Origin of the sequence: Haloferax sp. YSSS75, assembly GCF_046764215.1 — an archaeon.
GTDB lineage: Archaea > Halobacteriota > Halobacteria > Halobacteriales > Haloferacaceae > Haloferax.
Genome location: NZ_CP177207.1, coordinates 167,745 through 190,493, shown reverse-complemented (window position 1 = coordinate 190,493; position 22,749 = coordinate 167,745). Strand labels below are relative to the sequence as shown.

At 54.5% G+C, this 22,749-nt stretch carries 16 protein-coding genes and 1 pseudogene; 10 read left to right on the top strand and 7 right to left on the bottom strand.

Translation table 11 applies throughout. The features are described from left to right. The first annotated feature begins 210 nt into the window (after nt 1–210). Nucleotides 211–5,472 carry a DEAD/DEAH box helicase gene (locus ACK3R5_RS16885; RefSeq protein ID WP_411968943.1) on the top strand — a complete coding sequence of 1,754 codons (5,262 nt, stop codon included), beginning with the start codon at nt 211–213 and terminating at the stop codon, nt 5,470–5,472. Then, nucleotides 5,465–7,441: a hypothetical protein gene (locus ACK3R5_RS16880; RefSeq protein WP_411968963.1), complete on the top strand. Its 1,977-nt coding sequence runs from the start codon at nt 5,465–5,467 to the stop codon at nt 7,439–7,441. The genes ACK3R5_RS16885 and ACK3R5_RS16880 overlap by 8 nt, the downstream gene beginning before the upstream one ends. Nucleotides 7,442–7,638: 197 nt before the next feature. Here ACK3R5_RS16880 and ACK3R5_RS16875 read toward each other — a convergent pair. Together ACK3R5_RS16875 and ACK3R5_RS16870 are read right to left on the bottom strand one after the other, a co-directional pair. After that, a pseudogene (locus ACK3R5_RS16875) lies at nt 7,639–8,475 on the bottom strand (tyrosine-type recombinase/integrase); the annotation flags it as partial. 59 nt (nt 8,476–8,534) lie between these two features. Continuing rightward, nucleotides 8,535–9,368: a hypothetical protein gene (locus tag ACK3R5_RS16870; RefSeq protein WP_411968942.1), complete on the bottom strand. Its 834-nt coding sequence runs from the start codon at nt 9,366–9,368 to the stop codon at nt 8,535–8,537. Between the two features lie 498 nt (nt 9,369–9,866). Here ACK3R5_RS16870 and ACK3R5_RS16865 point away from each other — a divergent pair, with 498 nt between their 5' ends. The 5 genes from ACK3R5_RS16865 to ACK3R5_RS16845 all read left to right on the top strand — a co-directional run bounded on the left by ACK3R5_RS16865 (nt 9,867) and on the right by ACK3R5_RS16845 (nt 13,626). Then, a complete protein-coding gene (locus tag ACK3R5_RS16865) occupies nt 9,867–10,442 on the top strand; it encodes a CPBP family intramembrane glutamic endopeptidase (protein WP_411968941.1) in 576 nt (191 codons plus the stop codon). Nucleotides 10,443–10,568: 126 nt separating this feature from the next. Next, nucleotides 10,569–11,492: an ABC transporter ATP-binding protein gene (locus tag ACK3R5_RS16860; protein WP_411968940.1), complete on the top strand. Its 924-nt coding sequence runs from the start codon at nt 10,569–10,571 to the stop codon at nt 11,490–11,492. Continuing rightward, complete coding sequence (locus ACK3R5_RS16855) at nt 11,489–12,292, top strand: hypothetical protein (RefSeq protein WP_411968939.1); 804 nt, start codon at nt 11,489–11,491, stop codon at nt 12,290–12,292. The genes ACK3R5_RS16860 and ACK3R5_RS16855 overlap by 4 nt, the downstream gene beginning before the upstream one ends. Nucleotides 12,293–12,555: 263 nt before the next feature. Then, a complete protein-coding gene (locus ACK3R5_RS16850) occupies nt 12,556–13,458 on the top strand; it encodes a hypothetical protein (RefSeq protein WP_411968938.1) in 903 nt (300 codons plus the stop codon). After that, a complete protein-coding gene (locus ACK3R5_RS16845) occupies nt 13,459–13,626 on the top strand; it encodes an alpha/beta fold hydrolase (protein WP_411968937.1) in 168 nt (55 codons plus the stop codon). A gap of 51 nt (nt 13,627–13,677) precedes the next feature. Here the strand turns inward: ACK3R5_RS16845 and ACK3R5_RS16840 are convergent, their stop codons facing one another. After that, a complete protein-coding gene (locus ACK3R5_RS16840) occupies nt 13,678–14,088 on the bottom strand; it encodes a DUF5518 domain-containing protein (protein WP_411968936.1) in 411 nt (136 codons plus the stop codon). Between the two features lie 178 nt (nt 14,089–14,266). Here ACK3R5_RS16840 and ACK3R5_RS16835 point away from each other — a divergent pair, with 178 nt between their 5' ends. After that, nucleotides 14,267–15,103 (top strand): CPBP family intramembrane glutamic endopeptidase, encoded by an 837-nt coding sequence (locus ACK3R5_RS16835; RefSeq protein WP_411968935.1) that lies wholly within the window; start codon nt 14,267–14,269, stop codon nt 15,101–15,103. A gap of 1,057 nt (nt 15,104–16,160) precedes the next feature. On the opposite strand, the gene ACK3R5_RS16830 is transcribed toward ACK3R5_RS16835, so the two are convergent. Then, complete coding sequence (locus ACK3R5_RS16830) at nt 16,161–17,000, bottom strand: fumarylacetoacetate hydrolase family protein (RefSeq protein WP_411968934.1); 840 nt, start codon at nt 16,998–17,000, stop codon at nt 16,161–16,163. 168 nt (nt 17,001–17,168) lie between these two features. Between ACK3R5_RS16830 and ACK3R5_RS16825 the strand changes: the two genes are divergently transcribed. Together ACK3R5_RS16825 and ACK3R5_RS16820 are read left to right on the top strand one after the other, a co-directional pair. Beyond that, nucleotides 17,169–18,503 carry a sulfatase gene (locus tag ACK3R5_RS16825; protein WP_411968933.1) on the top strand — a complete coding sequence of 445 codons (1,335 nt, stop codon included), beginning with the start codon at nt 17,169–17,171 and terminating at the stop codon, nt 18,501–18,503. A gap of 134 nt (nt 18,504–18,637) precedes the next feature. Beyond that, on the top strand, nt 18,638–19,411 hold the full coding sequence (locus tag ACK3R5_RS16820) for an IclR family transcriptional regulator (RefSeq protein WP_411968932.1): 774 nt from the start codon (nt 18,638–18,640) through the stop codon (nt 19,409–19,411). 29 nt (nt 19,412–19,440) lie between these two features. On the opposite strand, the gene ACK3R5_RS16815 is transcribed toward ACK3R5_RS16820, so the two are convergent. From ACK3R5_RS16815 to ACK3R5_RS16805, 3 genes are all read right to left on the bottom strand, one after another. Then, entirely contained in the window at nt 19,441–20,334 is an 894-nt protein-coding gene (locus ACK3R5_RS16815) for a carbohydrate ABC transporter permease (protein ID WP_411968931.1), read from the bottom strand. Then, nucleotides 20,331–21,089, bottom strand: coding sequence for a carbohydrate ABC transporter permease (locus tag ACK3R5_RS16810; protein WP_411968962.1), 759 nt, complete (start codon nt 21,087–21,089; stop codon nt 20,331–20,333). The genes ACK3R5_RS16815 and ACK3R5_RS16810 overlap by 4 nt, the downstream gene beginning before the upstream one ends. A gap of 171 nt (nt 21,090–21,260) precedes the next feature. Continuing rightward, a complete protein-coding gene (locus tag ACK3R5_RS16805) occupies nt 21,261–22,412 on the bottom strand; it encodes an ABC transporter substrate-binding protein (protein WP_411968930.1) in 1,152 nt (383 codons plus the stop codon). Between the last annotated feature and the right edge of the window lie 337 nt (nt 22,413–22,749).

Sequence of the window (22,749 nt, the reverse complement as noted above, 5' to 3'; positions counted from 1 at the left end):
ACATTGCCACCGATGGAATTCGACCCACTCGAACTAGCAAACTCGATGCAAGAATCGTACGCTGAACACTATGCCGGCTCCCTGCCCCAGCGGGCAGTGAAAAACCTGGTCTCACGGTATCACGATGGTTCGGGGGAGTCACTAGAGGATGATATCCCCGAATTTATCCGGACTAAGGGTCCCTACCTCCAAGTTCTCGACCTGCCACGGATGAGTGACACTCCGTGGGAGACATTCGCCGACGACAATGGCCTCCACGGCGACGTCACCAAGACGTTCACTGAGGCTGGTTTTCGCTCGCTGTACGAGTTCCAGGAAGCGTCTGTCGAAGCCATCCTCGAGGATCACCACACGCTCCTGACGGCGAGCACTGGTCGTGGGAAAACCGAAGGGTGGTTGATTCCCATCCTCAACTTCATCACCGAAGCGAAGGACGGGCAGCATGACGCCCATTCACCGGAGAGCGTCAAGTGCGTTCTCACGTATCCAACGAAGGCACTCGCCCAAGACCAGTTGAAGCGGTTAATCGACTACCTCTTCACGCTCAACCGAGAGCGCTCGTCTGACGAACAGATAACTGTCGGTATCTACGACGGGGACACAAAACGTCGCGACCCGGACGAACTCTCGTATCTCCAGACGACGTTCCAATACTTCGATTGCCCATGTGGGGAATGTGAATCCTCACTCACGGTCCGTCGGCGTGATGACGAGTCGTTCGTAGTCGAACCGATGGAAGAACATGAGGAAACTCTGACGTTCGACTTCATCAAAGTCACCCGAGACGCCATCGTCGAAGCGCCTGCAGACATACTGCTGACCAACCCTGACACGATTAATTACCGACTGTTCAACGTCAACGAGGACGAAGAGCAGCACCGCTTCGTCGCCGAGCCGAAATACTTTGTCTTCGACGAGATTCACGAGTATTCCGAGCTCTTCGGTTCGTTCACGTCGACACTCATGCGTCGGTACATTCGAGAGCGGCAGGAACTCAACGGCTACGAAAGTGAGAGTGACGACGACCTCACGATTATCGGTGCGTCCGCAACTGTCGAGAACAAGCGGGCCGTCTTCCAGCGCATCAACCCGTTCGTTGACCCCGATGTCGAAGTCGTCGAGGAGGACGAGCGCACACTCGACTCGCCTTTCCCGACGGATATTCCCAATGAGTTCCTCTCGTCAACGCTAACCGCTGATGAATTGCGTAACGGCGACACAGCGGCCGCAGTGAGAGCACTCGAGACTGCTGGTGTGGACGGCGGTGATGAGGGCGTCGACGAAGCAATTTACGAACATCTCGTTGAGGAAGATGGTGGTCCACTGGAATTCGTTCGTGGGATCTACACGGCGCTTCGGAAGAAACCGCTCCGTCCTGTTGAGCTCCGCGAGCGCCTCGTCGACGAGTCTGAACTCACCGAACAGCAGGCGGAGGTAGTGGTGGAGAACTTCATGACTATCGGTGAAGTGTCTGGTATTCTGGAGCGGCGTGCTCACCTGTTCAGTTGGCCGCTCGACGGCTATTACACGTGTATCAACTGCGGCACGGTGTACGACACTCCGCAGTCGTCCTGTAGCGAGTGTGACCACCACTTCGTGACGAAACTCTCACTGTGTAACCAGTGTGGTGAGGAATCGCTCGAATCGTGGTTCTGTCCAAACTGTGAGCGACTCATACCGCACACAGTCACGTCTGAGGAGGGGCGATTCGAGTATTTCCAGCGCAGAGAATGTAGCTGTGAGACTCTTGAGGGAGAGACCCCAGAGATGGTTCGGGTCTACTGGCGACCATACTACGAGTGTACAGAGTGTGGTGAACGACAGAAGATCGACCACCAGCATGACTGCCCAACCTGCAACGCTTCGATGGTCCTCGACGACTCGATGGAGAATCACGTCTGCACCAACCCAGACTGTGACGGTGAACTCTCCATCGAGGAGGCTCACGAGCCGGAGTGTCATTCCTGCCACTCTGCCGCATTGGAACCGCTAGCAGACGAAGACGTCCAGTACTGCACCAAATGTGGTGAAGTCTACGAGGACCCAGAGGGGCAAGGGTGTACTGCGGATGACTGTGACGGAGACCTCACTCCCAAGCGGTTCCTCGGGTGGACGTGCGGTGACCCCGAATGTGACGAGGTATTCTTTGGTCGCCCACCGGCGTCATGTACCTGTGGCAAGCGAAAGTTCGTCCGATCCGCGCTGTTCGATATTCGGATGGTCGACGAGTGCCAATCGTGTGGACACGAGTTCCTACTGAACGGCCCACACGACTGTAACTGCGAAAATCCCGAAATCAGCCAGCGTGCGAAAGGGTACAGCAACTTCCGGATGGTCGACGACGGCGGACGGATCCGAAAGGCGAGTCAATTCCCCGGTGGGCTCCCGTGCTACCACGAGGACCGGCGCGAGACGTATTCAAAGGGTGGCCAGAGGAGTCGGTACGATGCAATGCTTCGTGGTCCGGCTAACGCAGCGGTCACGACTGGTCGGTACCTCTTGCGTTCTCTCGCAGACCGAAACGACCCTGACACGTTCTCCGAGTCGAAGATGCTCTCGTTCGCGGACAGCCAGTCCGATATGAAGGAGCTAGAACGGAACTTCCGTGAACCAGAGGAGTCGTTCTATTTCGACCGACTGTTCGTCGAAAGTGTCCGAAAAGAAGCCGACAAATCTGGATGGGCGACACTCTCTGATGTCGTTGACTGTGGCGTAGGTGACGCTCACGAGTACGAAGAGGAACTAGCAGGTGACGGCGGTAACTCGCCGAAAATGTACGAGTCGCTGACTAGCTACAATCAGTCGGTGGACGAGTACCTGACTGAGGAGTTGCTCTCGCGTGCTATCAAAGGAAAGTATTCCGAGCGTTACCGCAGCAATCAACTGAGTGACGAGGGACTGGTCGATCTTCGCTTGAATGTTGATGTTGACGATCTCGATGATGGGGAACGAGAGATGCTCGTCGAGGCCATCGGTCAAAATCATCGCTACGAACCCAACTTAGTCGACGAAATCGACAACGGGCACAATCACCTCGACTCACTCATCGAGCGTGGAATTCTACGCCGTGTCGAAGAGGATGGAAGTCGGTTTGTGATGGTCGAAGAGGACGTAGTTGAATGTGCAATCGTTGACGACGAGACGCCGACGAACTACAGTCCGCGTGAAGAAACGTACTCGACCTCACTCGATGTCGCACTCGGTGTTTCCCCTGGTGATGTTGTTGAATTCGATGCGACGATCGAGGACCGGGCCGTCTTCGACCACCCACACTACTCACTTACTGCACAACAAGTCGCTACGTCTGACCCGATGATGCTGCTCGCACGGGCGTACTACGGTGAAACTGACCGTGAAGAGCGGCGGAAACTTGAGTACCAGTTCCGACAGGGGAGATATCCGCATTTCCTCTCGTCGGGTCCGGCGATGGAACTCGGTGTCGACATTGGCGACCTCAATACGCTTCTCCTCTACGGAACGCCGCCGAACGCTAACTCGTACCTTCAGCGAATCGGCCGAGCAGGGCGTTCTTCGGGCAATTCGCTCATTCACTCAGTCAGTCAGCGGAACCCAATCGACTACTACTACCACGAGCACCCCGAGGAACTCATCGCTGCAGAACCGCAACCTGTCCCACTTAACGAGGTAAATCGAGAGGTTCTCCACCAGTCTCTCACATGGGCAGTCCTCGACTGGGCTGCAACGACTCGGTGGGTTCCATGGCGTCAAGAGCAGAGCGGGCTCGATGACTTTGTTGTTTGCAAAGATGACCCAACGCCTCGTACAGAGTCCCGACCGAACGACATAATGCGTTTCACGGGAGTCCTGTCGTCTTCCAATTTCGAGGTACAGCATCAGGGCGATGACGCCCCACTTGAGACACTTCGTACGCTGGTATCTGAGAACCGCGATGAGGTCGAACAATGGCTCCGTGACATCCTCTCGTTCGGCGTTTGCTCGTCGTGTGGTCGGAAGCACGCAACTGGTTACACCGGAGCGTGTCAGCGCCAAGACTGCGACGGGAGTGTCGAATCTGTCCTAGATAGAGGCGAAGACGTCGTAGAGGGTGTGCTCAACGGGACCGAAGAGGAGTTGAGTTTCGAGGAGACAATTATCGACCTCTACTTCGATCAACAGAACAACATCAACGACGACATCGACGTACTCGATAGAGATCGTCAGGACCTACGACGAAAGGAGCGTAAAACACGCGACCGTAACGAGAAGCGTCGGCTACGGGACCAAAAGAACCAGATTAACCGTCGGGTCGACCAGTTGTACGACTATCTCCAACGACTCGAAGATATGGACTTCGGGCGGTACCTGAGTCGAGAGAGTCCGGCAGCGTTCGGGCTACGATCGGTCGGTGACTCTGTTGATTACCGACTCGTTGGTGAAGACTTCAAGAACGTCAGCGACGGCTCACGTGACCGACGTATCGCACTCTCTGAACTCCACCCCTCTGCAGCCTATCTCCACGATAGTGAAACGTACGTCGTCACGCAGGTGTCGTGGGAACCGCTGGAGACCTCACGGATCAGCGAGGATTTGGAAGACGCGGCAATTTGTCCGACGTGTGCTGCTGAGTTCGATAGCGACACCTCGAACTGCGGGTCCTGTGGAACACGGTTGAAGCGACTGGTGACTCGCGTTCCCGAACGAGTAATCGCGTATCAGCACGACTTGCCGCTGAGTTCCACGCCCAGTACGGCACAACTTCGACCGTCTACCGTTTACCAAGACGATAGCGAACCACAGAGTACGTACGCACCGGTTGAAACTGATGCAGGGGACTCGTTCGAAGCGACGTTCTCTCGTAACATCGTCGACGAGGATGGAACTGTTCACGGCCAGTTCGAATACGGTGATGTCACCCTGGTCGCCTCGACGAACAAATACTGGGCGACCTACAAGAACGGTGGTTCAGACCCGCTCCCGAACGTATTCGAAATGTGCGGTGTCGAGGGTTGTAATGGGGTAATTGCGAAGACAAAGGACTCGGCGTATTGTTCGAACAACGTCGAACACCCTGCTGAAGATAGCGTTGCTGTGCGCCCTGCTACGAAGTTCTCCACGAAGGCTGTTCGTGTCCGCTTCGACAGCGAAGAACTTGAACACGGTTTCGCTCACGGCCTCCGCGTTGCACTCCAGTACATCGGCGGTGTCAGCGTCAGGCAGGTCCCCGAGTCCATTGAGGACGAAGGGACCCTGGTGTACGACTCGGACGAAGGTGGCAGTGGGATTACTGTACTGCTGACGCAGGATGACGGTGAGAAATTCGAACAAGCGATTAAGATAATGCGCGACGCGTTCTCGCCAGACGAATCGAAATGTAACTGTGAAAACGGCTGTCCGTTCTGTATCTACCAGTACGGATGTGTAGAGCAGAACGACCCTGAATCATTCGACAAGGACGAACTGCTCGACCTGTTAGCCCACGAACTCCACCTCGAACCACGTGACGATGCCTGAAGATATACTCGGTGTTTCCGAGGAGTTGCGTACGCAGTCTCCAGAGCGACTCTGGGGGCTCTCCCCGGAGAGTGTCTACTCTGCTTTGGCTGCCGAAGCCACCGGTGACTCTGTCCATAAGCGACTTGGACCTCACGTTCGGGCAGAGACACTCCGAACGAACGATGAACGAGACCAAGGCAACGTCGTGGAAATGCATCAGTGGCTACTCGATGAACTCGGTCTCGTCGATGATGAGGTGGTCACGCTTCTGGGTATGGTGGTGCTCACTTCGGAAGAACCACAACCACTCATTCGGGCGATTGCAGTCTCTCGACTCCAGTCAGCTGAGATGGTACTTCGCTCGTGTGTCGACGTCGATGAGAACATACCGCGACGTGAACTTGACAGTCTGTTGTCCGATGAGTGGGATGAGTTCGTCCTAGCACCCCTCCTCGGTTCCATCGGGTTCATGACGATATACCCGGACAGTGTCGATCTCGAAATAGAGAGAATTGACTCCTCACTTACGGCACAGCAGTCCACATCTCCCGGTAAGACGATTGCAGAGGCATACCGCAGAGTCTTACCCTACGCCGTTGGCGTTATGGATGAGTCGTCTCTCGGTGACTTAGTCTCGGGATTGACCGGTACCAATTTGAATGAGAAAGAGTCGACCGCCGGTGTAGTAGCGAGACTCGCAAGTATGCCGTCTGTGTTTGTTGAGGAAGACCAAATTGCTGAGGTAGTGACCGAACAGCACCGTGAGTACGAAGAAGAATTCGACACCATTCGATCGCTACTGACGCCGTCTACTGGGAACGAAGTTGCGCGAGTTGAGACAGAGCAACCGATTGGAATCGAAAATGTCCCGGAAAGCAAGCAGTTGGATTCCGATATACGAGATATTCTTCTCAACATCGTTGCTACTGTCGTTGCACATCCTGTCCTCAGAACTCTCGACGTCACCTTCGTCACGAAGCATGGAGTGACGCCGTACACCCTCTACCAGACACTGTCATCGATTTCAGGTGTCGAGTGCGAAGTGGGTGATGGCATAATTGAGTTTGAATCCGTTCCAGAGAAGGTCGAAGGAGAGGATCTTCGAGAAGAGTACACTACACATCTTATCGAACGGTGTTCATCGATCAAGTCCCGCATAGACACACTTTCCAACGTTTCGGTGTCGACACCACCCGAACCTGTCGCAGCAGAGTCAGTCGTTACTCGTGATTACGAATCACTTCGCGATGGTGACGTCGCACCAGCGTACTTCACCTATACGCTCATCGACCCGGACGCTCTCGGCGAGAAGAAAATGAACGACTACGTGGGTAAGTCGAGAGGCCTCGGGCAAGAGCGTGCGAGACTCCGACGTTGGCATGGGGAGCGGCCGTCTGGCCTCCGTTCATACACAGAGATGACAGACCGACTGTTCAGCCTCGGCTTGGAGCGGGAAATCGAGGACAAGGTGCTGCGCATCATGACGCCGTTTGACGACGATACGTTCAACGAATACGTTGCCCAGATTCGACGTCTCCTCAACCATGGATTCGAATTCCGTCTGCTCACACGACATACCAAAGAGTCCTGGGAGTGGGAACGACTCCAGCGAAATCTACTGAGCGAGATTAAAGAACACCGTGACCAGGTGACACTCCGGACCTACTCGCGGTTCAAAGAGCACCAGCGTGTGACCTCTGACATGGACTTCCGTAAAATCGGTGAGCTCGGAATCCACGGAAAGCTTCAAACGATTGGTGCCCCTGAAGAGGGGGCCGCTCTACTCGGCTCTGCAAACTTCATGGAGAACAGTTACGACTGGAACCCTGAGTGTGGCGTCTACACTGAGCGAACACAATTCGTCGAAGCGGCAATCGAATTCTTCGACATCGTCTGGGACATCTCGGCGGCAGATGAGCTATCGATTGAGCGGTTACAGGAAATCCCAGACCGGAAATTGGTTCCGACGTACTATACGCAGGGCTAACTGATTTCGTCTGGACTACTGAAAAGGGAAGTCTCGATGCCACCGATGGAGGATGGCGATTCCCAAGCTTCCCAGATGGAACGACAGTGTCGAACCGCGGCAGGCCACGCATCCCACTGCGTGATCTGTATGTCGTCCGAATATACGAATGAGTTCGGGAAGTAAAGATATTGTTTCTATAGAAGGCCCAGAATGTTCGAACTGTAGCTATCTATGTAGCCTCGCTTAGGTGGAACAACCACACCAGCAGTGTCAGCTAGCTGTTTGAACCGACGACGTATCGTTCTGACTGACACATGTCCCGTGGACGAAGACCGAGACGGGAACAGGTACCCATTCTAGCTCTCTCGGTCGGAAAGCGCATCAATCAGATCAGCGACGACGTCCACACCATACAACAGCGTCACCTCACCGGGGCCGTTCTTTCGCTTTCCATCCCCGAACGACAGATGCGGATCCTCAACATTCAAGACCACCTGGTCAACATGCAACGCGGCAACCTCTGAGGGCCGTAATCCCCACCCGGCGAGCGCAACGACGAGCAACTCTGGTTCGGGCGAATCAACCTCTCCGTAGATTCGACGCACCTGCGACGCCGACAATGCCTTCGGGTCTGGTTCACTCGCTTCCCAGCCAAACTCTTCACCGGCCTCTGAAAGTGGGTTGTACTTCGCGTATTTTCGGCGTTTGACGAACGCGTACCACGCTCTTGCGACGTGCAGATATTCGAGCTTCGACCGACCAGTCGATAGCTCCTCGTCGAATACGTCGAGGACGGCGAGACAGTGCTCTATTTCTCCCGGTTACTGGTCTAACTCAGATAGCGGTTCGTGCAGCGCATCAGTCCCGTGCAACTCTCGATACGTCCGTACCCACTTCACTAACCTCGTCCGATGGGTCTCGACGGTACTTTATGCCCGTCCACCACGAGTTTGTATCGACTTGAGGTACACTTCTAGAACATTGACAGTAGGCTCGTGGTCGACGTTCTACTCCCACTCCTCTGGTTCCTCGTCTTCGAGGCCGACGGCGTCGTACTCATTGACAACTGCAGTAATGTTACCGTCTACACCACCACGTGTGCCGACAAACTTCACCAGAGCTGACTTTCCTCGTCCCTTTCGAGCTCGAATCGGAGCTGTTTGTCCCCCGGAAACTCTACCACAACCCCGTTCGATTCGTCTAGCTCGACATCCCAATCAGAAATCTCTGAGAGTAGTTCCCACGTGGGCGTCGTCGTCACGTTCAGGTTGCCATCCCAGTACTTGGCAATCACTTCGGGGTGGTGTAAGAGTGCAACCTCTATTGGAACAGAAAGGGTCGTCATGCAATGTTGGCACTCGTAAACGACGAGCACAGTTGCTGGAGCAACGTCTTTCCCCGTGAAGAACTCCAATTTCATAGAGCCTCCACAACGTTGACAGACACCGTCTACCGCTGAACTCAATTCCCCACGCATCTGCCTATCTGCTGCTTTCAGCGCCTGTAAGGAGCTCCGTTTTGCGACGTGACCCGGCCGCAATTCGTATCGCAGTACGGAATTCGCACACGAGAGACATCCTATCGTTGCGAGTCGGCCATCGTACGTCGCTTCTGCTGACGTGGCACCACAGTACGGACAGTCCGTCTCGATCGCTATCGGATCGAACTCCGGCTGTAGCGTGTATTCGTCAGCTCTGATCGACTGAACGATTCGTCGTCCTGCGTCGGAGATGACGTATCCTGTCTCCTGGCGCTGGACGTACTGTCCGGTGAGTTCCTTCAGATGGTAAGAGAACTGTGACGTGTTCGCGGCGTCGACCGCGTCGTACAGTTCGGTGAACGAGAGGGATTCACGTTGGGGAACGTCGACGAGCGTTTCTAAAATTCGCAGACGGATATCACTCGCCAATAGAGCGAAGGCAGCTTCCGCAGTATCACGAGTCATGGGTACTGGTTGGGACGACACTTGAAACAGATGGCGCCTTTCGCGTCGCTCGTCGAAGGCATCGAGAGCTCAAAAATAGATTCTCAATCACCGTTTTGCGGTTCATATCAAATCACTAACTAAACTACAGTGAAGTTATTTATGTGATATTATATAAATTATTCGACACATTTATCGTGGTGGTGAGAGACCTCATCATCAATGACGACCACTCGAGTCCCCTGGGTCGACGACCACCCAGTTGTTGCATTCTTCGTGGGCGCGTTTGCCTTCACGTGGGTTATTTCGGCTCCAGCAGCGTTCATGGAAGAAAGCTGGACTCCATGGATTCTCATCTACATCGGTAGTTTCGGACCGCCAGTGAGCGCTGCCGTAGTAACGTGGCTACGTGGTGACGATGTCAGAGCCTGGGCCAGTCAGATCGTTCGGTGGCGAGTCGGTGGAATCTGGTGGGTCGCTGCCTTCGGAATACCGATTGGTATCGTGGGAGTAACCACAGTGATTCTCTGGGCCATCGGCGGTCCGGTCGATATCGGCCGACCCCTCCAATCTCCTGTACTAGTTGCCGTCGTGTTCCTGTTCGGCCTCACGGTTAGCGGCGGATTGAACGAAGAGCCAGGATGGCGCGGGTTCGCACAACCCTATCTGAACGACCGGTACGATGCACTCACGGCGAGCCTCATCATCGGCGGCGTCTGGGCTCTCTGGCACCTCCCGTATTTCCTCATCCCGATAGCCCCTCACTCCGGGTTCACAGTCGTCAATCAGATCGGCTGGTTCATCAGTATCATGCTGTTGTCGGTCATTCTCGGGTGGGCCTACAACAGCACGGGAAGCGTGCTCATCGCGATGGTCCTCCACGCGATGGTGAACACCGCAGACATACTCCTCCCACTGGCACCAGACCAAATTGTCATCGACGATGTCATTCAGGAAACCGCCATCGCAACGGTCACGATTACACAGGTGACGGTCACCCTACTCGTCGCTCTCGGTATCATCGCGTACTACGGCCGAGAGTCACTCGCCCGTGTGGAGATACCGGGGGCAACCTACATCAGAGGGGGTAACTGATGACCGTCAACACAATCGGGTGGGAGTACAACCGGAAGCGGCAACCTGAGGGCTTCTAATCGTGGTTGCAATCGAAAACGGTGGTTCTCCGAAACGACTATCCACTGTTCAAATTAATATCTTGTCATGTCTTCTACTGTAGCGTTCGACAGCGTTCGGCTCACCTACGGAGACGTGACCGCCCTCGACGACATCTCTGTCGCGTTCGACCCCGGGTTCAACGTCGTCCTGGGCCCGAACGGTGCAGGCAAGACGACGCTGTTTCGCATCGGGGCTGGAATCCTTCCGCCCGACGCCGGTGGTGTGACCGTTGCTGGGACAGACCCGTTCGTGGACCAGTCGGTGAAAACCAGTGTGGGCTATCTCCCCCACGGGACGCCCCTGAACGGCCAGCTAACGGTGAGCGAGAACCTCGATTACTGGGGACGCGTGCTTGGTCTCGACGCCCGAACCCGCGAGACTCGCATCGAACAGACGGCCGAGACCATGGCTGTCGACGACCTTCTGGATCGACCTGCGACGGGCCTGAGCCGTGGACAGCGTCAGCGCGTGACCATCGCCCGGGTGTTGCTCGGCGACCCCACTGTGTTGTTTCTCGACGAACCGACGACAGGACTCGACCCCGGCGCAGCGCGGTCGCTTCGTGACCGACTGGACGCCCTCGCAGCGGAGGGTCGGACCCTGTGTTATTCGACTCACAACCTCTACGAAGCCGAACAGCTCGCGGACGAACTCACGGTCATCAAAGACGGTGCAGTCGCCGCACAGGGCCCGAAAGACGTCCTTATCGGTCGACTCAGAGGAGAGGGTTCACGCGAGGTGTACCTCGAGTCCAACGCAGACGACGGTACGTTCGCAGCACTCGGCATCGAGGCTCGTGAGTCACGGGACGGCTGGGTCGTAACGCTCCCTGAAGACCAGTCGGTGAACGAGCTCATCACGATGCTTATCGAACGCGATGTCACCATCGAGCGCGTCCAAGAAGAAGAGACGTCGCTTGAGGAGCTATACGGCCGTCTGACTGGTGAGAGTGAGGTGTTATCCCGATGAGTGCGACGCCAGGTTGGCAGACGCTCGCGAAGGCGATAATCTGGAGCGAACTCCGTGGCCGAAGCTGGCGGTTGTTCGCGTTTCCGGTCGGTGCTGGGCTGCTCTTTCTGGGCTTGCTCGGCGTGACTGCAGTTTCCCCTGACGTGCTGACGGGTACGACCCGAGATGCACTCGCCACGCAAGCGGGCCAGTTCTTCACCGGCGCCGAGGACGACACAGCACTCCTGCTCGCGATGCTGGTCATCCAGGGGCCGTTCTTCATCGCAATGATCAGTGCAGTCCTCTCGGTCCTCGTCACACAGACCGGTGTCGGCCAGCGATTGGCCGCCGGCGAGTTGGAACTACTCTTGAGCGGCCCTTACCGAGAGCGCGAGGTGTTCGTCGCCCTCGTCGTCGGTTCGTTCGCCCTCGCACTCCTGATGACCGTGGTGTTGATGTCGATTGCACTAGCTGGGTCCGCATTCGTCCTTGCGTGGGCCGAAGTCTCGTTGACGGCAGGTGCGTTACGGCTCATGGTGACTGGATTACTGACCCCAATTCCGTTGACACTATGGGCGACGTTCGTCGCCGTCGTGGTCTATCTCCGGTTCCCCGAGACGCCTGTCAACGGGACAGAACCCGGGAACATTCTCATCATGGTCGGAATCCTCCCCGCCGTCTCGCTCGTCGTCCTTCCCTCGGCCGTCCCGTCGATAAACCCGATTCTGCTTTCGGTTGGTGGCACCGTCGTCTCGCTGGCGGCCGTCGGCGTCGGATGGGTCACCGTCAGTCGATGGCTAGACGTGAAGACGCTACTGTGAATCACCTCAGAAGTTAGTTGTTCGAGACGACTTCTGTTTCTCTGTCATCACCGACGAGCGACAGCGACGCGAGAACGAGAACGAGAACGACAGTGGCATCGTGCAGTTCGGCAGACACACCGAGTAAACCACCGTGACTGGACGGGAAACCAATCAACTATTCGTGTTCAGTTCACGACTTCCGGCCCGCAAATCGGCTGACACACAGCCGATGAGTACATCGAAATAGGGGGAACTAACCGTCTCCGGACGACTGAAAAGACATGGTATCCCACCACGCGCTCATCGACCGAGCGACCGTTCGTTTGGGCTCCCTCTTTGTCGGCGGGAACGGTTTCTTCGCCCAGAGCGTCGACGCCCCTCGTGTCGAGGAGACGCTCTCTTCGGTCAGTGTCTCGGTTCCGACGCTGAACGGAGAGGAACTCCACGAAATCTCTGCAGACACCCCCGTCGGAACCCTCGGCGTCGGAATCAAGGTTGTTCAGTGGTGCGGTGCAGACCATCCAACTGTCGTCTACCACCACGGGAACGACGAACGGCCGTTCTCGTCGAGTCGCTTTTCACCGAACACGTTTCAGGACCTTCTTGTCGACCATGCGGACAACCTCGAACTGAACGTCGTCGGACTCAGAGCCCCGTTTCACGACGGGACGACCCGGGAGTATGCACGGAAGATGGGAGAGTTGTCCAACTTCGCCGCGATGCTTGCAACGTCTGTGGCAACCATCGATGGAATCGTCGACCAACTGGAGGACAGCGGTCCAGTGGCCGTCGCGGGCGTGAGCCTCGGTGGCTGGGTAACGAACCTGCATCGTGCCTACGAAGGGACTGCGGACGTGTACGTCCCGATGCTCGCTGGAGCTGACCTCGGTAAGCTGTTCACCCAGTCGGCCTACCGTCGCCTGCTCGGGCGGGCGGGGCGGGAGAACCCGACTGCAGTCGAACAGACGTTGGATTTCGGGGAGGACCTTCGTGAAAACGGTACAGGGACGGTCTATCCGCTGCTGGCGAGACATGACCAGTATATCGAGTACGAACTCCAGCGACTGGCCTACGACGAGTCCGACCTCTTGGTCGTCGACCGTGGACACATCACGGCGACACTGAATTCGACACCACTTCGCGAGCACTTGCTCGGTGTGCTCGCGGGACTCTCGAGTCCGTAAATGGTCGATATTCGTGGCCCAATCGGCGCACCCGCTATCATCTTCGTCCACGGGGCCTGCATCTCACGAAAGCTCTGGCTCCCACAGATGGATTCGCTCGCTGAGACCTATCGGACTCTCGCGTCGGACCTCCCCGGACACGACGGAAAACGGACGAAGGGCAGCTAGTGTTGACACATCTATAGAATCGCTGGAATATCCCCGCGACGACTGGTTGTGCTATCTCGCATCCTGACCGGGTTCGCGCGTGGCAGGCTCTGCGGAGCCAGAGTTCATACGGATGTATGCACCGACGTAGCCACCCACGGCACTCAAGCCGGCATTCCAGAGCACGCCGAGAGGGACGATGACCAGCAAGATAATAGCTAGCTCGACGCCTCCCGGAGCACCGAATCCACCCGTTGTTGACGTTCCGAAGAACACGACGACACCGAGAGCGAGGACGAGGAGAAACGGAATGCTCGCGATGACGCCGGAGATAGCACCGACTCTCGCACCACGCTTGGGAGCTTCCTGCTGGAGATACCCAGCCACCGCCCCACCGATGGCAGGCGAGATAGCAGTGAACGCGAGAACGATTGTGACGACTGCACCGATGACTGCGTTGCGGAGGATGTTTGTGTCGCTCATATGATTGAATTCGCCAACCGAGAGGATATACGCGAGAGATAGTTCTCATGGACTGAGACCTACTTCCGTCATCTGTCAGCTTCGGAGGGGCAGTTTCGCACGTAGCGAGCATCGAAGCCACAATTTGAGAAATTGCCACACCGCAATGGTTGAGAGGCCTGAATCTGTACTGCTACGTATGACTTTGGACGGGCGACCAGTACGTACATTGCTCGTCTACACGCTCGCGGCGTACGCGTTCTCGTGGGCGTGCTGGGGACTTCGGGCTGTGGTCCCTAACTCCGACGCAGTCACTGGGTCGGTTCTGTTCGTTCTTGGCGGACTCGGCCCATTCTTCGTTGGCATCCTCATGACGTTCGCTGCAGGACGAAGCGTGCAGTCGTGGCTTGCGAACATCTTCAGCACACGGGTTGCCAGGCGATACTACGTCGTCGCGTTCGTCCTGCCCGTCGTCGTCGCCCTCGCTGCTGGAAGCGTTCACGCGCTCGCCTTTGGTGGCGAATTGTCCCTCGATGCACTCCCTGCGGTGGTCGAGTACCCGCTCTTCTTGGGGTTCATCGTTCTATTCGGTGGTGGCTTAGAAGAACCTGGGTGGCGTGGATATCTCCTCCCTCATCTGCAGGACAAATACACCGCGCTCGTTGCCGCTCTCCTGGTCGGTATCGTCTGGGCTGGTTGGCACCTGCCACTGTTCTTCCTCTCGGATACAGTGCAAAATGGGATGCCGTTGTGGTTGTACGTCGCTCAACTCATCGCGTTGTCCGTCGTACTGACGTGGCTGACCAACGCTGCAGGTGGGAGTGTCGTTCCCGCCATCGTCCTCCATGCTGGTGGAAACGCCATCCTGAACTACTACCCGATTGGCGGCGTCGCCGGCGCGATTTCTCCGCTCGGTTTAGGCCTACTTGCCACGGTGCTGACGATGGTCGCACTCGCTCTGGTGGTTTACTACGGACCGCGACACCTCGCCCCGTCTGGTGAGTACACGGCGGTTTCTTCTCACTCCGGTGATTGATGTGGTAGGTCTTACGAACCGCCCACTGAGCACGACGACGGCAACGATTGCGACTAACAGCGCGTATGTGCCGTAGCCGGAGGTGGTCTTTAGGCTGTCGACGCCCGCTAAGAAATACCCGCCAGCGGGGTTGATACTGGCGTGATACACCACGGGATGAGGAGGCTCCCAGTATCGTTGTAGAGCCACGTCAGCACGACGGCTGTAGCGAGAACTCCAACCGCGTAGGGGACCATCGGAACGCCGGCCTGCGAGCTCCCAGGAACGAAGAACAGTGGAACGTGCCAGACGAACCAGACGAACCCGATTAGTACACTCGCCGTGAACGCAGACAGTCATTTCGAAGACTCGAATCTCGTATCAGGTTCGAAGCCGTGATGCTCCTGTAGCGCGCCCGCGACACCACTGTATCCGTGTTCGGTGAGCTAATTGTGGTTGGAGCATCGCCGTCCTCGTCGAACTCGAACCCGTCACGATATCGTTTCGGGGTAACGTCTTGCAAGTAGACGTCGACGAGTTCGTCGAGGCTCAACTGCGACCATTTGTGCGCTTTTCTCTCGACCCGGTGTCTGAAGTCATCTCGTCTGCGCCCAAACCCTTGGAGTCAAGTCGCTGATTCACGCTTGCTCACCGAGGACTAACCCTCTCGCTCTGGGTTGGAGTGGATCCAAATGTGGGATTTTCATTGATCCACGACAATCTCACATCTAGTCAATACTTTGGCTTATGCGGGAGTGGCTCATACACAACCCCGATTAGTAATATTCGGTATCCGATGGCACGATCAGACATAAATTATATATCGCTATATTAAATTTTCTAGGATAGTGTCCACACAGTTTCGGAGGATGGAAATGTCGTGAGCCTTCTGTTCAAAGACAACGCCAATGGAATAGAATTCATCTGTCGATTCTGGTTTTTTACGATTCAGAGAACTATTCGGAGCATCCACACTGTGACGTATTCAAAAACCACGAGGAGAGCCTAACCAGGCCTAACCTACACGAAAATGAGACATGGGACAGAATCCAAACTCCGAGACTGTGAGGATGTTAGCTCACCCGACGACAGAGTTTGACAGCGTTCCTATCCCTTCGATCCTGACATCAACTTTGTCACCGGAATGTAGAAGTTCGGGAGGATCTCTGAAAATCCCAACACCACCGGGTGTGCCAGTGGAAATCACATCACCCGGTCGGAGTGTTGTCACACCGCTAATGTATTCGACAAGCTGGCCTACATTAAAGATAAACTCGGCAGTGTTGGATTCCTGCATCACTTCCCCGTTTACACGGCACTCGACGTCGACAGCGTTCGGATCGATGCTGTCACCAGTTACGAGTGTCGGGCCCATCGGGGCAAAAGTATCAAAACTTTTGCCACGGAACCACTGTCCATCCTCGAACTGTGCTTTTCGATCACTTACATCGTTTATTACTGTATAGCCTGCCACGTACTCCTGAGCTACATCAGCAGATACGTTCTGCGCGGTCTTACCGATAACAACACCAAGTTCAACCTCGTAATCCAAGTCTGCACCATCTGGACGAATGATTGGGTTGCCTGGATTCGTCACAGATGACGGTGATTTCCCGAACAATAGTGGTTCGTCAGGCACAGACTCGTTTTGTTCCTCAGCATGATCGTGGTAATTCATACCGACACAAATTATTTGACCAGGGTTTGGAACGGGAGCGAGATAATTGACATCATCGGCTGGCAAGGAATGAACCCCTCCTTTGTCAAGTGCTCGACTACATGCAGACCGATACGACGGATTGGTAAGTTCTTCTAGTTGGAAACCACCGACTCCGAGTTCCGAAAGTGGATATACTCTGCCGTCACGTTCGATACCCCACTGTGGATTGCTTTGACTGGTATACCGGACGAACCTCATGCATTAAAGAATGTGAGACACACTACTTAACACTTCACATCAACGTATTCAATCTCTAAAAATCACGAAGATGAAATAGGCCAAAAGAGAGGGAAATTGGTGTAAGCGACACGGATCACCGCAACAGTAATTTCCCTCTCTGGATAACAGTCAATCTGAGTCACATTGATGCAAGACAATCAACCGAATATCCTGTTCTTCTTGACCGACCAGCATCGTTTCGATTGGCTTGGAAGTAATCCAGAGGTGCCGGTTCGCACACCAAACATTGAACGTTTGGAGAAGCAGGGAGTTCGTTTCGACAACGCGCTCTGCCCGGCTCCACTCTGTGCACCAAGCCGGGCATGTTTGGCTTCCGGATATCAGTACGAACGAGCCGGTGTCCCTCACAACGCAGTGGATTTTCCAGAAAATCAAACGACCTACTATCAATTGCTCCGAGATGAAGGCAATTACCACGTAATGGGGTGCGGGAAATTTGACCTACACAAATCAACTCCAAAATGGGGGACAGACGGGCAACGGTGTCTATCGGAATGGGGGTTCTCCGCAGGGACCGATAACGCAGGCAAGTGGGACGCAGTAATCAGTGGAGCTGAGGAACCACAGGACCCATACATGGCATTTCTCCACCGGAATGGTCTTGCTGAAACCCACGTGGCAGATATGAGACGACGTCGAGACGAAGGTGCGTTTCGTGCCACATTCCCTACACCACTTCCACCGGAGGCATACTGTGATAACTGGATTGCACAGAAAGGACTCTCTCTCTTGTCAGATGCCCCGTCAGGAAGCCCCTGGCACCTTGTGGTCAACTTTGCGGGTCCACATGACCCATTGGACGTGACAGAGGAGATGCATGGCTGGTACAGGGATCCCGACGTAGATTTCCCCGAACCTACAAAGGCAGGGGATGAGTTGACCCCAGATGAACATGCCGATGCCCGTCGCAACTATGCGGCGATGATTGAAAATATCGACAACTGGATCGGTAAGTATCTCGAGGTACTGGAAGAACGGAACGAGCGACAGGAGACGATTGTCGTTTTTAGTAGCGACCACGGTGAAATGTTGGGTGACCACGGAGAATGGCGAAAGCGGTCACCATACCATCCGTCGGTTGCAATTCCACTAGTGATAGACGACCCCAGAATGAGACCACAAGAGCCATCAGATGCACTAGTCGGTTTGCACGACCTCTTTGCTACGTTCCTGCAACAAGCGAACGTATCAATACCAGATGATACCGATAGCCGCAGTCTAGTCGATATACTTCGCGGCAAAAAGGAGTCGCACCGGAAACACATCCGTACTGCACTGGGTAACTGGGAGGCCGTATTCGATGGCCGGTACAAATTCGTCCGTGGATACGATGATCTTTCTCAAGATACGGATGGAGTGCTGCTCGATACGCTGAACGGAGAAAAGCAGGACGTCAGTAATACCCACCCAGATATTAAACAACATCTGAAGGAGGTGTGTGATAGCGGTAGACAACTCTGAGAAATAGCCAGTTATTGTGAAACACTACCGATGGGGGACACTCAGAAACGGCGTAGAATTGATTTACAATATTAACTAGATGTAGTTCACTATTGCTGAATAGATTTATGTATATCCAAATTTGATGATGTACCATGACAGGTCTCGGCAAGAAGGCGAAAAATCCGGTCAAGGCAACTCAGCGGACGTTTGAAATCATCCACGTCTTGCAGGAGGAAGATGGCGCACGGTTGACAAAGCTAGCAGAGAAGCTGGACATGCACAAGAGTAGCGTACACAACTACCTTCGGACGCTGCAAGAACTGGACTACGTCGTCCAGGAGGGAGATGAGTACCGAGTTGGGCTTCGATTTCTAACGATGGGTTCGTTCGCCCGTTCGAGATACCCGGTCTACGACGTCGCAAAGAGACAAGTCAGAGACTTGGCCGACCAGACTGGAGAGTTAGCAAATTTACTCGTTGAGGAACACGGACGTGGTGTCTACCTCTATCGGATTCGCGGAGAAGAAGCTGTTCGGGTGGATTCATTTACCGGGTCAAGGGTGCATTTGCACAATACTGCCCTAGGAAAAGCCATTCTGGCGTTTCTCCCAGAAGAGCGGGTTGATGAGATAATCACACATCACGGATTGCCGAGCACTACGGACTCCACGGTCACATCACGGAAGGAATTGATGGAAGAGTTAGAATCCGTCAGGGAACGAGGAGTAGCATTCGACCGTCAGGAGCGTCTACAAGGACTCAACTGCGTTGCAAGACCAATCATTAGCAACTCCGACGAGGTTGCGGGAGCAATCAGTGTCTCTGGTCCAGTTAGCAGGATGAAAGGCACTCGGCTTGAAGAAGAGATCCCCAACAAACTCGAAGAGGCGACTAATATCGCAGGGCTGAACATTACCTACGGTTAACCGAAGTGCGATGAGGAAAATAAAGAGATTTACTGCTTAACCGACCCCGCGAGCAGTCCTTTGACGAAGTGTTTTTGGAGGAAAATGAATACTATGAGCACTGGAATCGATGCTAACAGTGCAGCAGGCATCATTACCGTCCAGTCAGGCGGTGACTCGGGACCCCCGAGGAAGGTTGCCAAGAACATCGTTGCTGTCGAATTGGCATCAGATCGCATCACGACCAGCGGCCAGAACAACTCGTTCATGCGGAGCATGAACATTAGTACCGCCAATGCTGCCAGACCAGGTCGAATGAGCGGAAAGACGATGTGTCTGAATACCTGAATTTCCGAAGCTCCATCTATCCGAGCGCTGTTTAACATATCATCAATAATGGTCTGCTCGATATTCTGTCGCATGAAGAACACGCCGATCGGATGAGCAACCGCTGGCAACACCAAGCCGACGAAGGTGTTCGCCAGCCCGAAGTCAACGAGCAGTGAAAATAGTGGAATCGCTATGAGTTGGAAGGGAATAGCAAGGGTGATTAGCGTGACGTAGAATAGAGGTTTTCGTCCGGGAAATTCGAACTTGGCAAATGCGTACCCTGATGTTGTCGCAACGATGAGAACGCCGATCGTAGAGAACGTGGCGTAAATAAGGCTGTTCAGCAACGTCCGGGAGAATTGTGTCTCAAACAATAGGTTTGAGAAATTCTGGAGATATTGACCCCCGGGCGTCAACTTGGGGGGGAATTGGTAGATTACCCCTTCAGAAAACGAGGAGGCAACGAGGATGTAGTAGAAGGGGAACGCAAAGAGGACCGCACCTACAAGAGCCAGAGTGTTGATGCTCAGGCCCGAGAAACTCTGTAGCTCTTCAGGTATCTGGAACGCCCGCTTCTTAGTGTCATTACCTTTTGATAGTAGCTGTTGAATCATTGTGTTTCACTCCCGAATTTGTATTGAGCAATCATAATGGCACCAAGGATAACTGTAAGCACGGTCCCGATTGCCGCGGCTCGGCCCAGATTGACGTTGAGGAACGCGGTCTCGAACAGGTACTGGACAATCGTCTTCGATGCATTCCCCGGTCCGCCACCCGTCAGTACATACGGAACGTCAAATAGTCGAACCGTCCGTGTAGTGCTAAGGATGACGACTAGCAGTGTAATCGGCCGAAGTTGGGGTACGGTGATATATCTGAACTGCTGAAGTCGATTAGCTCCATCAATTTTGGCTGCTTGGTACAGATGATTCGGTATCCCCTGCAATCCAGCAAGATAGATAAGCACCGAGATACCCATTTGCCGCCAGATCATTACTAGTGCGACAGAGATTTTCGCCCAGAGTGGGTCAGCGAGCCACAGTACATGACCACCAAACACAGCATCTGAAAACTGATTAACTAGTCCACCCCGAGATAGCAAGAACTGGAAAACTATCGAGAGGACAGTCATCGACAACGCGACTGGGACTAAATACCCACTTCTGATTATTCTTCGTAGCCGAATGAGTTGAGAATTGAGCATGACTGCGATGAGCAGCCCGCCAATGACCTGCGAAGGGATGACTAGGCCAGCGATTACGAACGTGTTTGTCAACGTGGTCAGGAACTGGCTACCAGATAAGATTGTTTCATAATTCTGTAGCCCAACCCACTCTGTGGACCCAAAACCAAATGAGTGGAGACTCATCCACGGTGCCCACAGTATCGGCCATACATAAAATAACGAAAATATCAGGAAAAACGGTACTAGGAACAGGTATGGTGCGATGTCCCGGGTTACGAACCGGCTTAGCCCGAGCGAATCACGCACGTTCTCAAGTCTGTTGCTTATGTCACTGGTCGCCATACTACATGTATTCTACGTCGCTGTTTTATCTTTTTCGGGTAGTTCCTCTAAGATTTTCGCATGAGTATCTTTCAGCGTCTGCTCGACATCAGCGTCTTCCTCCAGGAACTTCCGATGGGCTTCCTGATCAAGTTCCCAAGCACGAATCGTAGGGCGCTGATACTGGGCAGGAGAGTTCTGGGCAGACTCGACGAGTTTCATGTTCCGCTTCTGTCCACCGAAGAACGGGTCCTCGGCTTCAGCCTGCTCTGCTCCTTCGACGTAGTGGGCAGGGAAGACTCCGTTACGCAACTTCACATTGAATGCCTCCTCCGAGAGGTGCCAGTGCTGGAGGAAGTCCATTACTGCATCAGATTCATCGCTGTCAAGGGCCACCGGAATGCCGGCCCCAGCACCGCCGAAGTTGGAACCACGAGGTGTGTCTCCGTTAAGACTCGGCATAAGCATAACACGCCATTTCCCTTCCATGTCACTCAGACTCTGGATCATGAAGCCGATAAGCCACCCTGGAGCCGGAAGTGCAGCAATTTCCTCACTTCTGTACGCTTCCCAGTACTGACTGGAAAACATCTGTAAGGGTTTGTTGATCTCCTTGTAAATTCGCTTGACTTTCTCCCCGGCCTCAATATTTGCTTGTTGGTCGTACTGGAACTCCCCATCTGCATTGTACCAACGCCCACCATTTTGCGTTTGCATTGCGGCACCGAGGCCGTGTGCGTCACGGAAGGTCGAAAGTGCGACGAACTTGTTTCCGGTTTTCTTTTCGTAGTCCTTGCCCGCCTCGATGAACTGGTCCCAAGTCTGAATCTCCTGTTCCACCTCCGCTGGATCGGTAGGGAGTCCAACCTCATCGAAGAGGTCGGCATTGTACATCACGCAGTAGGGACCCAGATCATTCGGTACGCTGAACCATTTGCCGTCGATTTTGTTCTTCGTCTTCGCAACGTCGAAGATTCGGTCCGAATACTTTTCGACCAGATCAGTTGTACGAATGACGCCACCATTGCGTGCGAGGCTCTTCAACAGTGCACCACGAATCAAGGAGGCACTGGGAAGATTCGACTGAGACTGTAACGCCGTCGTCAGTTTCTGGTTGATCTCGTCGACGGGGACCTTCTTCGCGTTTACCTTTGTAGGTTCGTAGCTAGAGGCGAGTTCCTCCATCGGAGGGACGTGAACCGACCACGCCCACGTCTCCAAGTCTGGGAGTTGTTGTGTCCCACTTCCATTATCGTTTGAAGTCCCACTGTCCCCGTTATTAGATGATCCATCGCTAGTGGTGCTATCTTCGCCCCCGCCTGAGCCGGCGCAGCCGGCTAGACCAACTGTGCCTGCTGCTGCTGCGATACCGCCAACGTACTTACGTCTCGTGATCCGAGATCTGTTATGATTTGCCATGCCTCGGAAAACGAGTTATAACTAAAAGTATTTATAATTTTTTAAAATGTGGATGAGATGTCTGCAAAGCACTAAACTGACTGAAGAGCTCCGAAAAGGAGCT